Below are 12,973 nucleotides of genomic sequence, written 5' to 3' on the forward strand. Positions count from 1 at the left end.
CCTTCACGCCTGTCGCCGACGTCGTGCTGCACGTCGCGCCGGAGGACGAGACGCCAGCAGAACCCGTCCCGGAACTACCCTCCGAGGTGGAGCTGGAGGCGCCAGCCTTGGAGCCGGAGACGACGGAGCCTGAACCCGTCGCTGAGGCATTGGATGTGGACGCTGAAGCCCCTGCGCCTTTCGCCGATGTCGTGCTGAACGTCGCTCCGGAGGACGAGACGCCGGAAGAACCCGCACCGGAACTACCCTTCGAGGTGGAGCTGGAAGCGCCAGCCTTGGAGCCGGAAACGACGGAGCCGGAACCCGCCGCCGAGGCGTTGGAGGCGGAGGCCCCTGCGCCCTTCGCCGACGTCGTGCTGAACGTCGCCCCAGAGGACGAGACGCCGGAAGAACCCGCACCGAAACTGCCCTCCGAGGTGGTGCTGGAGGCGCCAGCCTTGGAACCGGAGATGACAGAGCCTGTCGCCGAGGCATTGGACGTGGAGGCGGAAGTCCCTGCGCCTGTCGCCGACGTCGTGCTGAACGTCGCACCGGAGGACGAGACGCTGGAAGAACCCGCCCCGGAACTGCCCTTCGGGGCGGAGCTGGAAGCGTCCGTCGTGGAGCCGGAGTCTGCCGCCGAGGCATTGGACGTGGAGGCGGAAGTCCCTGCGCCCTTCGCCGACGTCGTGCTGAAGGACGAGGCGCCAGCAGAGCCCGTCCCGAAACTGCCCTTCGAGGCGGAGCTGGAAGCTCCCGTCGTGGAACCGGAGACGACAGAGCCTCTCGCCGAGGCCTTGGATGTGGAAGAAGAGCTCTTCGCGCCTGTCGCCGACGTCGTGCTGAACGCCGCGCCGGAGGACGAGGCGCCGGAAGAACCCGTCCCGGAACTCCCTGCCGAGGTGGAACTGGAGGCACCCGTCGCGGAGCCGGAGGCGACAGAGCTTGAGCCCGTCGCCGAGGCATTGGACGTGGAGGCGGAGCCCCCTGCGCCCTTCGCCGACGTCGTGCTGAACGTCGCGCCGGAGGACGAGACGCCGGAAGAACCCGCACCGGAACTGCCCTTCGAGGCGGAGCTGGAGGCGCCCGTCGCGGAGCCGGAGACGATGGAGCCTGAGCCTGTCGCCGAGGCGTTGGACGTGGAGGCGGAGCCCCCTGCGCCCTTCGCCGACGTCGTGCTGAACGTCGCGCCGGAGGACGAGACGCCGGAAGAACCGGCCCCGGAACTATCCTTCGAGGCGGAGCTGGAGGCGCCCGTCGCGGAGCCGGAGGCGACAGAGCCTGCCGCCGAGGCATTGGACGTCGAGGCGGAAGCCCCTGCGCCCTTCGCCGACGTCGTGCTGAACGTCGCTCCAGAGGACGAGACGCTGGAAGAACCCGCCCCGGAACTGCCCTCCGAGGTGGAGCTGGAGGCGCCCGCTGCGGAACCGGAGACGACGGAGCCGGAGCCTGTCGCCGAGGCATTGGACGTGGAGGCTGAAGCCCCTGTGCCCTTCGCCGACGTCGCGCTGAACGTCGCGCCGGAGGACGAGGCGCTGGAAGAACCCGCACCGGAACTGCCCTCCGAGGTGGAGCTGGAGGCGCCCGCTGCGGAACCGGAGACGACAGAGCCTGAGCCTGCCGCCGAGGCGCCCGTCGTGGAGGCGGCCGCCCCTGCACCCTTCGCCGACGTCGTGTTGAACGTCGCCCCAGAGGACGAGGCGCCGGAAGAACCCGCACCGGAACTGCCCTCCGAGGTGGTGCTGGAGGCGCCCGCTGCGGAACCGGAGACGACGGAGCCGGAACCCGCCGTCGAGGCATTGGGCGTGGAGGCGGACACGCCGGAGCCGGAAGCGCCCTCGACGGCCGAGGAGAAGTTGATGGACGACATCGCTGCCGCCATGACGGAGCCCCACCCGTCGGCGGAGCCCGACGCGCTGGAGGCGGAATTTCCTGGGGATGAGGCTCCACAGGAGCCGCTGCTGGTGGCAGAGGCCGCTTCCCCGGAGAGCCCGGCGGAAGAGCCCGTGGCGGACTCAGCGGAGATGGACGTCAGCTCCCTGCTCGTCGCGGAGCCGGCTGCCGCGGAGCCTGAGCCGACCGCCATCGTTCCGGAGCCGGAAGCGGAGGGCGGGATGCTTCAGGCTGGGGAAGAAGGTCTCGGCGAGGCCGGCGCCCCGGCTCCGGAAGGTTCCACCCTGGAGGCAGAGCCTGAGACGGAAGGGCCTCAGGTTGAGGAAGAAGGTCACAGCGAGGCTGACACCCCGGCTCCGGAAGGTTCCACCCTGGAGGCAGAGCCTGAGCCGGAGGCTCCCCAGGCTGAGGAAGAAGGTCACGACGGGTCTGACACCCCGGCTCCGGAAGGTTCCACCCTGGAGGCAGAGCCTGAGCCGGAGGAAATCCAGGCTGAGGAAGAAGGTTACAACGGGGCTGACGCCCCAGCTCCGGAAGGGCCCGTCCCTGAGGCAGAGCCTGAGCCGGAAGGTCCCCAAGCTGGGGAAGAAGGTTACGGCGAGGCCGACGCCCCGGCTCCGGAAGGCTCCACCCCTGAGGCAGAGCCTGAGCCGGAGGAAATCCACGAGTTCCAGCAGGACGCAGGGGCCACTGAGACAACGGAGGAGGATACAGCAATGGGTCTGAAGGATAAGCTTTTGGCGCGCAAGGAGGAGCCCGTCGCCCAAGAGGGGGCTGCAAGGCCGCGTGGCGGGGTTCTGCTGCCGCTTCTGACCTTCCTGCTGCTTGCCGCGGTGGTCCTGTGCTGGCTGCAGTTGCGGGGCCTGACGACGATCCTCCGCGCGGACCGTACCCCCGGGGCGAAGGCTGCAGCGTCCGCCGGGGCGCTCCAACAGGACGAGCGGTATGAGTACGCCATCGACTTTCTGCTGGACGACCGCATCACGGCCGGCATGGACGAGCGCGGCAAGGCGGGCTGGAAGATCGTCGGCTCCCGACGCACTCAGGACAGCACCACGGGCCAATACGGTTACGAGTTCATCTTCATGCGCCCCGCACAGAAGGAATAGCTCGCCATAGGAACGATCAGGGGGCTGCGCATCGGGCCGGCCCCCTTCCTTTTCTTAATGCGCCGGCGACACGCTCTTGAGCCGGGTGAGCAGGGTTTCAAAAGACGACGAAGGGACATCCGGAATGAATCATTATCTTTGTTTCGACGCGGGGACGCAGAGCGTCAAGGTCGCGGTGTACAGCGCGGAGGGCGAGTGCGTCGCGAAGGCCGTCAACCCCACGACGCTCTTCTACCCGCATCCCGGCTGGGTGGAGATGGACGTCGAGGAGTACTTTCAACTGACCCTCGCCGGCATGAAGGACTGCGCGGAGCAGATGGGCCGAAAGGGGCTTGACCCTGCGTCCGTAAGGGCCGTGATGGGCGACGGCATCATCTGCGGCATAGCCGGGGTGGACGAGGCGGGCCGCGCCGTCACGCCCTACATCAACTACCTGGACTCCCGCACGCAGGAGGACGCGGCAGCTCTGGCGGCGTTGGGAACGGACCTCTGGGCCCGCGAAACGGGCAATCCAGACCCGCTGTGCCTCTTTCCCGCCCTGCACGCGCGATGGCTGCTGAAGAACGCGCCGTCCCGCGGCCGCGTGCGAAAGCTCATGCACAACGCCCCCTACATCCTGCTGAACCTGGCGGGGCTCGGCGCGTCGGACGCCTTCATCGACTGGGGGACCCTCTCAGGCTGGGGCCTCGGCTACGACGTCACGGAGAAACGCTGGTCGCCAGAGCAGCTCGATCTCCTCGGCATCTCCCCCTCCCTTCTGCCCCGCATCGTGCGCCCTTGGGACATCGTTGGAGGGCTCTCGGAGGAGGCCGCAGCGCGGACGGGCTTCCCCCCGGGGCTTCCCGTATGCGCCGGAGCGGGCGACACCATGCAGTCGCTCCTGGGCTGCGGCGTGTTCGCACCGGGGCACGCCGTGGACGTGGCGGGCACCTGCTCCATGTTCTGCATCTCCACGGCCGGCATCGTGCCGGACCTCAGCCGAAGCGGCAACAACCTCATCTTCAACAGCGCAACCCTGCCGGACACGTACTTCTATTGGGGCTTCGTGCGGACGGGAGGGCTGGCGCTGCGCTGGTTCCGGGACAACGTCTGCGGTCAGCCCGACGACGACGGCTGCTACGACCGCCTGAGCCAGGGGGCAGCAGGCGTGCCCGCAGGCGCCAACGGCGTGCGCTTCCTGCCGTGGCTGACGGGTGGCCCGAAGGGCTGCGAGGAAGTCCACGGCTGCTTCCTCAACATGACGATGGACACGGATCAGTCTGTGCTGTGGCGCGCGGTGCTGGAGGCCATCGCGGGAGAGTACGGCGAGATCGCGGACCGCTGCCGTGCTGCGGGTACGCCGGTGGACCGCATCATCGTCACGGAGGGCGGCAGCCGCTCGGCCCTGTGGAACCAGATCAAGGCGGACCTCATCCGCGCCGAAACCGTGACCCTCGACACGGGGGGCGCGCTCGCGACGAACGCCCTCCTCGCCGCCTACGCGGCGGGCGACATCGCGGGCGGAGAGGAGGGCCTCAAGGCGGCCCTGCAGCAGGGGCTGAGGGAAACGGGGCACTTCGCTCCAGGCCCTGCATTCGCCCTGCCCCCACTGCCCAGCGTGCTCTTCCACCGCTGAAGACGAGAGAGCCCCCCTTAGGGGGGCTCTCTCTACGATTCCAAGTCCAATCTCTTGACGGGTCACTGAAAGCTCTGGGTCCCCATGAAGAGGATCGCTCCCGTCGCGTCGTCCAGGATGAAGAACAGGAAGGGCCGGTCGGCGTGGAACTCCGCACGCGGCGGGTCCTGCGAGGGCAGGGCCGTGGCGTAGACCATCGCCATGCCCGTGGCCGCCGCGGCCTCGGCCCCCTCCTCGTCCACCTCCAGGAACGTCTTGTGCACGACGCTGCCGATGCAGATCGGCTCTTTATCCTCCGTCATGGCGGAGAAGTCCGCGGCATCCGAGAAGGCCTGTCCCATCCCCAACGTCGTCAGGAGCTCCTTCAGCTCGTACCGTTCCTCCATCTTGAACTTGGGCAGCCACACGTCCACCTGGTGCTTGGTCATGGAGGCCTGCCAGCGGCGGATGAGGTCAAGCCCGTCGCGATGGGCAAGGTCCTTCAGCAGCTCGTCCATCGCACCCTGCTTCGGCAGGGCCAGCAACATGCTGGCGGACCCGCCATAGGACAGTTTCAGGAGCTTCACACCCTCCACATCCGCATAGAGGGACTCCCTGTCCTCCTTCATCATGGGGACGTCCTTCGACTCCGTCTCCGTGACGTAGAAGGGTTCAGGAACCGTGAGCTCGGGACTGAAGGGCTGGAGCCACCGTCCCTTGAAGTACACGGCGTTCGTCAGGATCATGCGCGTATCTTTCGCCACATCGAGGATCAGGTCCTTGATGCGGCCCTTCGTCCTGTCGGACACCCAGCCGTTGATCCTCTGTCTGGCCTCCTCCGGCGCGTCCTTGAAGTCCAGTTCCTCCGCCGCTCCGCCGTAGTCCCGACTCAGCACGTCGCTGAACCCGCTCCGGGGCGCCAGCCCCTTCATCAGCCACAGGCGGTTGGCGTCGTTCAGGACCGGCTGCTCATCCTGCCCGTCCATCCGCTCCCGCAGACCGGCGGACAGGGCCCCAAGGGACGCATGAAAGCCATCGTCCAGGGAGAGCGCCTTTGCCATCGCCTCGCGGGTTACGCCCGCGGAGCCCTCGTAGGCCATCCCCAGCACGGACAGGATGCTGTAGGGGGAGAAGAAGAAGTCCCCGCTCGACTTCCGAAACTCCGCCGCCGCGCGGAGGGCAAACCCGTCAACGGCGCGGGCGGCCGAGAGGGTGGGGGGCGTTTCCTTGGCCTCGTTGGTCCCCGCCACGGCCACGTTCTCCGCCGCCGTCAGACACGCCAGGGAGAACAGGCAGAACGCAGCGACCTTCGCCGCCCCGAAAAAGTACATCGCAAACTGCAGCATACGCAAGCGCCTCCATTCATGATTTGTCAGTGCCTTGCCAGTGTTTTGCCAGTGCTTGTCCCAAACTCGCCGCTTCCCCTCATGGGCCGACATCGTGCCTTTTCCAGGGAAGTGCTGAACGATGGCGAGGCGGGCCATGCCGGTCCGCCTCGATCGCCGCCTCGGGAGTCGGAGCTCAGACGACGCGCCATCAATCTTCACTGCTCAGGGAGACGATGAACGTCTGCCCGTCCCGCCCCACCATCAGGACGACGGACTTGCCGTCCCCGTTCACGGCACCCTTGAGGTCGCTGAGGTCCGCGACGTTGCGCCCGTTCACCTGAATCAGCAGGTCGCCCTCACGGATGCCGGCGTTCTGGGCCATGGAGTTTTGAGCCACGCCCACGATCACCAGTCCCTCCGCGTCCTTGTCAAGGCGGTACTCCCTGCGGAGCGCGTTCGTCAGGGGCGCCACCTCGAGGCCCACTTCCCTCAGGACGTCGCTGGAGCTCTGAGAGCTTCCGCGGCCGCCGGATCGGCCGTCCGCCGAATCGGGACGCTGGTCCAGCGTCACCTTCAGGGTGAGGTTCCTGCCGCTGCGGACGATCCCCAGCTCTGCCGTCGCGCCGGGGGACAGGGTGCGAACGCTCTGCACGAAGGCGTTGGCGTCCTCCACGTCCTTGCCGTTCAGCTTCACCACCACGTCGCCGCGCTTCACGCCGGCCTTCGCCGCCGCGGAGTCCGGGAACACGTCGCTGATGATCGCGCCGTTCTCCGCATCGACGCCGTAGGCCCTGGCGATCTCAGGCGTCAGCTTCTGCACCGCCACGCCCAGCCAGCCGCGCTTCACCTTGCCATAGGACACCAGGTCGTCCATGATGGCCTTCGCCATGTTGACGGGGATGGCAAACCCCATGCCCTGAGCGTAGGGCACGATGGCCGCGTTGATGCCCACCACGCGCCCGTCCATGTTCAGCAGGGGGCCGCCGCTGTTTCCGGGGTTGATGGCCGCGTCCGTCTGGAGCAGTCCGTCGAAGTTGACGTCCTCGGCGTGGATGCTCCTGTTCTTGGCGGAGATGACACCCGCCGTGACGGAGTGCTCGAAACCGTAGGGGTTGCCGATGGCCACGACCCACTCCCCCACCTCCACGGCGTCGGAGTCCCCAAGGTCGAGGGTGGGCAGGTTTCCCTTCGGCTCGATCTTGATGACCGCCAGGTCAAAGGTGGGGTCCTTGCCCAGCACCCTGGCCCTGTAGGTCTTGCCGTCCGCCAGCGTCACGGTGATCTTGTCCGCACCCTCCACGACGTGGTTGTTCGTCAGGATCTGGCCGTCCTTCGTGACGATGAAGCCGGACCCGCGCCCCTTCATGGGCACGGAGCGGGTGTACTCCTTAAAGGCGTCGCCGAAGAACTGGCGGAAGATGGGGTCGTCCCCGAAGGGGAAGGGGGACACCCTGCGCTTGCTCACGGCCTCGACGTCGATGTTCACCACGGCGGGGGACGTGTCCTTGACGATGGTGACGATGGGGTTCGCGGCCTGGGAGGACATGGCCAGAGCCGGGACGGCGCCCGCCGCCCCAAGGGCCAGCGCGCAGGCCAGCAGGAGCGCCATGGACTTCTTAAACCTGAAACCATTCTTCATGATCAAAAGAGCACCTCCAGAATGTGCGAGGCGAGGGGAATGAAAAAGGGACCACAACGCCTCGATCGATGATGAGGTCATTGTAGTCCCGTGGGGCCAATCCTTCATGGAGTTTTCTACGGACGGGGCCATCCGAAAAAGGCGTTAAAAGCGTCTGATACAACGATTTTACGGAGCCTCGTCCGCACCAATCCGCCGTGCCGGCCCCTCACGCCCGACGGTCATCCTGCTTCAGCTCTCGGAGCGACCGCCACAGCCACACAAGCTCCAGGGGCAGCGCCGCCAGGAGGATCCAGTGCGAGGGGGACAGGCCGTCGGCCGGCGCGTCGGCCCGCAGGACGTCCACGGAGAGCCGCATCGCGGCGTAGAGCATCAGGCCGATGGAGGTGACGGCACCACCCCGGGCCCCCGCGCTCTCCCGGAGGTCCTCCCCCCTCGAGAGGACGCGCCGGATGAGGGTACGTTCGACGAGGTAGAGCACCAGGAGCATCGTGGCGGCGGCGGCCGAGTAATAGAGCTGCGTGGGGTGCCGTGCCACGCCGATCGGGTCCCTGGGGAAGTGCAGGGCCAGGGCGCACTTCGACGCGATGCCGACGCAGCAGCCGTTGAAGAAGCACCCCCATCGCCCCACCAGCATGGTCAGCGCCGCAGGCAGGGCGACCACGCCGCACAGCGACTGAAAGGGGGCCTTCGGATTGCGCCGACAGAGCACCAGGGCGGCGAGGAACGCGCCGAGAAACGCGCCGACCTCCGAGAGCTCGCCGTGCTTCAAGTCCAGGAAGAGGGAGGGGTCGGCGATGTAATCCTGGGCGTTCCGCAGGTACTCCATGGCGCGGGCCCCGAAGAGCATCCACAGGAACGACCAACCGATGACGTGCCGCCCGGCCCCGTCGTCCACGCCGTAGAGGGGGAAGCGCCGGACGCTCCACAGGATCGCGAGGGACAGGGCCAGGAACCAGAGCACGCTGTAGGTGTCGATCTGAAGGCTTCCCAGCCGAAAGAGGACCGGATGCATGTCAATAGGGCCGGCGGCGCGGCGGGCGGGAATGGCTGGGATACCGGCGGCCCATGCTCTCTGAGGCATCGAACCGGGGCAGCACGACGACCTTCCGCATCGGCGGCTCGCCGACGGACTCCGTGCGCACGTCCTGGTTGTCGTGCAGCGTCGTGTGGATGACCCAGCGCTCCCAGCTCAGCATGGGGTCCAGTCGGACGGGGCGGCCGTACTCCGCCACCTGCCGTGCCGTGGCCTCCGCCAGGCGCTCCAGGCTGCGGGTGCGCCTCTCGCGGTAGCCGCAGCTGTCCACCCGGACGCGCGGCTCCAGGGAGGGGTCGCGCAGGGCGAGGTTCAGAAGATACTCCATGGCCTTCAGGGCATCGCCGTACCGTCCCACGACGCAATCCATCGCGTCCGGCCCCTCGATGTCGATCGTGCCGTCCTCCGTCAGGGAGGCCTGAGCGTCGAGGTCCATCCGCCCCATGAGATCGTTCAGGAAGGCAGCTCCCTTCAGCCCCAGCAGGTCCCCCGTCGGGGTCACCTCGACCTTCAGCCTGTTCCCAAAGAGGCCCAGAAAGCCGCGCTCGGAGCCGACCACCTCGGCCCGAAGAAGCTCGCGGGGCAGTCCCCACTCCTGCGACGCGGCGTCCAGCGCCTCCTCGACGGCGTTCACGTCGAACTGCAGCTTCCTCTCCGCAGGCTCCGGGCGCTCCTTCCTGTCCTCTCTCAACTCAAATGCCATGAAACACACCTCTCTCTCAAACGCCCCGCACGTCCATGGGATCGTTCGCGGGACCTTCGTGGCAAAAGGCAAAGGCGCCCGTCAGGCGGCGGGCGGAGGCTTGCCAAAGACGCGCTCAGGACAGGGGCTTCTCCTTCGCCGGCTTCTCCTGGAGCAGGACGGGCTTCTGCCGCATCTCCTCGTCCGTCTTGCGCATGACGCGCAGCTGATGCACCACGCCCATCAGGGAGGACACGCCCCAGTAGAGCAGGACGCCGCCCTGCAGGCCGATGCAGATGAACGTCAGGAACAGCGGCATGAACCAGCTCATCATGGCCATCTGCGGGTTCCCCGCGGAGCTGAGGTGCTGTTGATACCACGTCAGGAAAGCGATCAGGATCAGCAGGATCATGTTGGGCAGCCACATGCCGATGTTCGAGAAGAGGAGGGGAAGGTTGGTGAAGGAGGAGAAAAAGACCATGACGGCCCCCAGCTGATCGCGAGGGATCGGGACGCCCGCCTTGTCCACCAGGTTCAGCGCGTCGGCCATCGTCGTGAGGACCGATCCGTCGAGGTGGACCGTCAGGAACGTGGCCCCCGCAAAATCGTTGTTGTAGAGCACGCGGTAGAGCAGGATGAAGATGGGGAGCTGGATCAGGAGGGGCAGACACCCTGCGGCGGGGCTGACCTTTTCCTCCTTGTAGAGGGCCATCATCTCCCGGTTCAGCGTTTCCTTGTCATCTCCGTATTTATTCTGAAGCACCTTGATCCTGGGCTGGAGCTTCTGCATCCGCTGCATGCTGACCATCTGCTTCTGCGTCAGCGGGTGCATGGCGATGCGCACGATGACCGTCAGGAGGATGATCGCCAGCCCCCAGGAGTTCGTCACCCCGTACAGGGTTTCCAGCAGCCACATCATAAAGGTTTGAGCCTGATCCCACAGATAACCCAATAAGTCCACCATCCCTAGTCACAAAAATTGTCGTCCGCGCCGGCCCCTCCGCCCTCGCCGCGGGGCCGCTTTGGGGGCGGGTCGTAGCCGCCCTCGCTCCAGGGGCCACACCTCAGGAGGCGCCTCAGCGTCAGCCACCCGCCCCGAAAGAGCCCCCAGTCCCTCAGCGCGATGAGCGCGTACTGCGAGCAGGTGGGGTAGAAGCGGCAGTTCCTGCCCAGCAGGGGGGAGATGAGGACCTGGTAGCCCCGCACCAGCAGCATGGCGAGCGCCGCCGCCGGCGTGGGACGCCGCCCCTCAGGCACCTCTTTCGATCGGGGCGTTCCAGTCCGCGTCATCCGGCGCCTTCCACGCATCCGTCAAAAGGCCGCGCCTCCTGAAGAGGGCGGCCATGTCCTTGAACACCCTTCGGGCGTCGGAGGCGAGTCCCCTCTCCCTCAGAGAGAGGACGAGTGCCACGTCCGGCACGACCCACGGGCTCAGTCGGCGAAAGGCCTCCCGCAGGATGCGGCGCCCGCGGACCCGAACGTGAGCCCTTCCCTGGCGCCTGCCGACGGCGTAGCCGACGCGCAGCCCTCCGCCCGACATCCTCAAAAACAACAACCGCACCAGCTCTCCCTGAACGCGAAGACCGGTGCGGAAAATGAGGTCAAACTCCCACCCCTTCTTGAGAGTTACGCCATGGTCAGGCACTTGCGGCCCTTGCGCCTTCTGTTGCGAAGGATCTTGCGCCCCGACGGCGAGGCCGAACGGGCGAGAAAGCCGATCTTCCTCTTGCGCGGTTTCACATGCGGCTGAAAGGTTCCCTTTTTCACGAAAAAACGCCTCCTCAAATAGACAAACCGTTATCCACGGTGGTTTAACCACAATAGCTTTGAAATTATAACACAGCCCACGGGGGAACGCCACAACGACGCGCCCACCCAATGCAGCGGCGCGTTTCCTCCGTTCCTCAAGGAACCTGAAGCTCCGGGACGACCGAGGAATCCACCCTCTTGACGCTCTTCAGAGCATCGGCGGGGGCCTTGACCTCAAGGTCCGCCTCGTCGGCCTGAATCAGGAGGTAATCGCCGTCCTGGAGGCTCCCGAAGGCGGGCAGGATGAACAGGGCGTGCCGCCGTTCGTCCACCGGCCCATGATTCTTGACGAACCATGGGGCCCTCTTCAAGGCGGGGATATCCGCAAAAAACAGGATGTTGTGCAATTGCAGCGGCTCCGTGTGGGAGAAGAGGGCCGTCCCTCCCTCGCTCTTGAACTCCAGCTTCAGGCCTGCCCCGCTGAGGGTCCTCCCGCCGGCCAGGGGGGATTCCATCGCCGCCGCCGAGGTAGGAGCAGCGTCGCTATCACCAGACACACCGTTTTGTACAACATCTTCATCGTAAAATAATATTGTACCCTGCTGCGTATGCCAGGTGCTTAAGGTCCCTAAACGATTTCCGCTTTCAACGCCTCGACCTCGTCCATGGGCAGGCCGGTCGCCTGGGCAATCTTATCCAGGTCCAAACCCATCCGAATCAGGTTCCGAGCGATTTCAGCCCTGCCCTTCGCCTCACCTCTGGCCTCACCCCGCGCCTCGCCTCTGGCCTCGCTCTTGGCTTCTCGGCTCCTCACGTAGTTATCCCAATCGGACTGTTCCCTCTCCTGTATCAGGTAATTCACCCACAGGTCGGGCGTCTTGACAAACGCCTCCTCCATGTTCAATATCCTCCTGATGTCGGGGTCGTATGCCGCAATCTCGTTCAAAGCCTCGGTCTCTCCCACCGTACCCATGTACATCAACATCCTCTCCAGTCCCGTCATCCTATCAGGGGATTTCCCCCTCCCCAGCTTCCTCATCTTCGGGAGCTCCAGAAAGTGCATCTCAACCCCGCTGCAGTAGCACTTGTGGGTCTCCACGTCCATCATCCGCTGAACGGAGTGGTAGGCATCCGGCTTATCGGGAAACGCATCGAAGTCCAGCACGGCAATGAACACAACCTCACCCAACTGCCCATAGGGCTCGCCGACGACGATCTGCGAGGTGTAGTTCGCACAGGTGTAAAAGAGGCAGCGTTTGAGAAAATCGTTCTCATCCCGAATCTGAACCTCAACCTGAAAAAGGCGTCCGTCGGACGTCTTCGCCCTTACGTCGAAGCGCGTTCCCTTCCCCCGAAGGATGGGCTGGTCCAACTCCCTGTCGATGTACTCGATGTCGGCGATAACCCTCTCGGGGTCGTCCAGGACGTCGTTCAGAAAACGTATCAGGTTCGCCTTGTGCTGCCTCGATGCAAAAATGTACTTGAACAGCCGGTCGTTCAGCCTGTTGAGGCTGCGCCTTTCTTGTGTCGATGCATCCTCTATCATGGTCTCCGCTCCCCCTGGATTTCATAATCAAACGTGTTTTTTTCGCCGCCCGTCTTAACGGCATTCCGTCTTTATCCGCTTTCATTCTATCTTACGGCAGAAAATCCAGCAAATGCGTCTACCCCGCGTCCGATCAAACGCAGTTGTGCTGAAAGCGTCTTCTGGGTAAGTATTCGCGTGAATAGCAGATGGTAGAAATGGTGCCGCGACAATCGTGCTTGTGATGGGGAGCACGCCAACGCTTGTGTGCTCGCTGAATTGGCCGGCTTGAATAAGGTCCAACCTGCCTGGCGCTCTCCTTGTTACTGCAATTTTTGGCTCTACCTGCCGTTTCCCCTAAGATTTCATCCTCATAAACCCTCAAGAAATCCCCCAATGCGCCCATCATCGCGTATAATTCCTGAAAAGAGCTTGAGCC

The 12,973-nt window shown here is 65.4% G+C and carries 11 protein-coding genes and 1 pseudogene; 2 read left to right on the plus strand and 10 right to left on the minus strand.

The features are described from left to right. Nucleotides 1-2,981: pseudogene (locus tag ACO41U_RS05190) on the plus strand (hypothetical protein); the annotation flags it as partial. Between the two features lie 124 nt (nucleotides 2,982-3,105). After that, nucleotides 3,106-4,596, plus strand: a complete 1,491-nt coding sequence (locus ACO41U_RS05195; protein ID WP_485942145.1) for an FGGY-family carbohydrate kinase — start codon at nucleotides 3,106-3,108, stop codon at nucleotides 4,594-4,596. A gap of 62 nt (nucleotides 4,597-4,658) precedes the next feature. Here ACO41U_RS05195 and ACO41U_RS05200 read toward each other — a convergent pair whose 3' ends face one another. The 10 genes from ACO41U_RS05200 to ACO41U_RS05245 form a co-directional block, all read right to left on the minus strand. Continuing rightward, nucleotides 4,659-5,921 (minus strand): serpin family protein, encoded by a 1,263-nt coding sequence (locus ACO41U_RS05200; protein ID WP_485942147.1) that lies wholly within the window; start codon nucleotides 5,919-5,921, stop codon nucleotides 4,659-4,661. A gap of 190 nt (nucleotides 5,922-6,111) precedes the next feature. Continuing rightward, the gene (locus ACO41U_RS05205) at nucleotides 6,112-7,542 is read right to left on the minus strand and encodes a Do family serine endopeptidase (RefSeq protein ID WP_485942149.1); all 1,431 of its coding nucleotides are present in this window, start codon (nucleotides 7,540-7,542) and stop codon (nucleotides 6,112-6,114) included. A 208-nt stretch (nucleotides 7,543-7,750) separates the two neighbouring features. Next, nucleotides 7,751-8,557, minus strand: coding sequence for a prolipoprotein diacylglyceryl transferase (locus ACO41U_RS05210; protein ID WP_485942151.1), 807 nt, complete (start codon nucleotides 8,555-8,557; stop codon nucleotides 7,751-7,753). Nucleotide 8,558: 1 nt separating this feature from the next. Next, a complete protein-coding gene (locus ACO41U_RS05215) occupies nucleotides 8,559-9,281 on the minus strand; it encodes a R3H domain-containing nucleic acid-binding protein (RefSeq protein WP_485942153.1) in 723 nt (240 codons plus the stop codon). A 115-nt stretch (nucleotides 9,282-9,396) separates the two neighbouring features. Then, entirely contained in the window at nucleotides 9,397-10,212 is an 816-nt protein-coding gene (locus tag ACO41U_RS05220) for a YidC/Oxa1 family membrane protein insertase (RefSeq protein ID WP_485942155.1), read from the minus strand. 14 nt (nucleotides 10,213-10,226) lie between these two features. Further along, the gene (gene yidD / locus ACO41U_RS05225) at nucleotides 10,227-10,550 is read right to left on the minus strand and encodes a membrane protein insertion efficiency factor YidD (protein ID WP_485942157.1); all 324 of its coding nucleotides are present in this window, start codon (nucleotides 10,548-10,550) and stop codon (nucleotides 10,227-10,229) included. Beyond that, on the minus strand, nucleotides 10,510-10,905 hold the full coding sequence (locus ACO41U_RS05230) for a ribonuclease P protein component (RefSeq protein ID WP_485942159.1): 396 nt from the start codon (nucleotides 10,903-10,905) through the stop codon (nucleotides 10,510-10,512). Before ACO41U_RS05230 ends, yidD begins: the two co-directional genes overlap by 41 nt. Next, nucleotides 10,887-11,027, minus strand: a complete 141-nt coding sequence (gene rpmH / locus ACO41U_RS05235) for a 50S ribosomal protein L34 (RefSeq protein WP_208873312.1) — start codon at nucleotides 11,025-11,027, stop codon at nucleotides 10,887-10,889. The genes ACO41U_RS05230 and rpmH overlap by 19 nt, the downstream gene beginning before the upstream one ends. A 137-nt stretch (nucleotides 11,028-11,164) precedes the next feature. Then, the gene (locus ACO41U_RS05240) at nucleotides 11,165-11,524 is read right to left on the minus strand and encodes a hypothetical protein (RefSeq protein WP_485942161.1); all 360 of its coding nucleotides are present in this window, start codon (nucleotides 11,522-11,524) and stop codon (nucleotides 11,165-11,167) included. 113 nt (nucleotides 11,525-11,637) lie between these two features. Then, nucleotides 11,638-12,555: an Rpn family recombination-promoting nuclease/putative transposase gene (locus ACO41U_RS05245; protein ID WP_485942163.1), complete on the minus strand. Its 918-nt coding sequence runs from the start codon at nucleotides 12,553-12,555 to the stop codon at nucleotides 11,638-11,640. Between the last annotated feature and the right edge of the window lie 418 nt (nucleotides 12,556-12,973).

It is taken from the genome of Fretibacterium sp., from assembly GCF_057312375.1.

What these genes read in the sequence shown, in the direction of transcription:
- ACO41U_RS05215 (WP_485942153.1), bottom strand. Translation starts at nt 9,281, where the DNA reads ATGGCATTTGAGTTGAGAGAGGACAGGAAGGAGCGCCCGGAGCCTGCG.
- ACO41U_RS05210 (WP_485942151.1), bottom strand. Translation starts at nt 8,557, where the DNA reads ATGCATCCGGTCCTCTTTCGGCTGGGAAGCCTTCAGATCGACACCTAC.
- ACO41U_RS05240 (WP_485942161.1), bottom strand. Translation starts at nt 11,524, where the DNA reads ATGGAATCCCCCCTGGCCGGCGGGAGGACCCTCAGCGGGGCAGGCCTG.
- ACO41U_RS05195 (WP_485942145.1), top strand. Translation starts at nt 3,106, where the DNA reads ATGAATCATTATCTTTGTTTCGACGCGGGGACGCAGAGCGTCAAGGTC.
- yidD (WP_485942157.1), bottom strand. Translation starts at nt 10,550, where the DNA reads ATGACGCGGACTGGAACGCCCCGATCGAAAGAGGTGCCTGAGGGGCGG.
- ACO41U_RS05205 (WP_485942149.1), bottom strand. Translation starts at nt 7,542, where the DNA reads ATGAAGAATGGTTTCAGGTTTAAGAAGTCCATGGCGCTCCTGCTGGCC.
- ACO41U_RS05245 (WP_485942163.1), bottom strand. Translation starts at nt 12,555, where the DNA reads ATGATAGAGGATGCATCGACACAAGAAAGGCGCAGCCTCAACAGGCTG.
- ACO41U_RS05200 (WP_485942147.1), bottom strand. Translation starts at nt 5,921, where the DNA reads ATGCTGCAGTTTGCGATGTACTTTTTCGGGGCGGCGAAGGTCGCTGCG.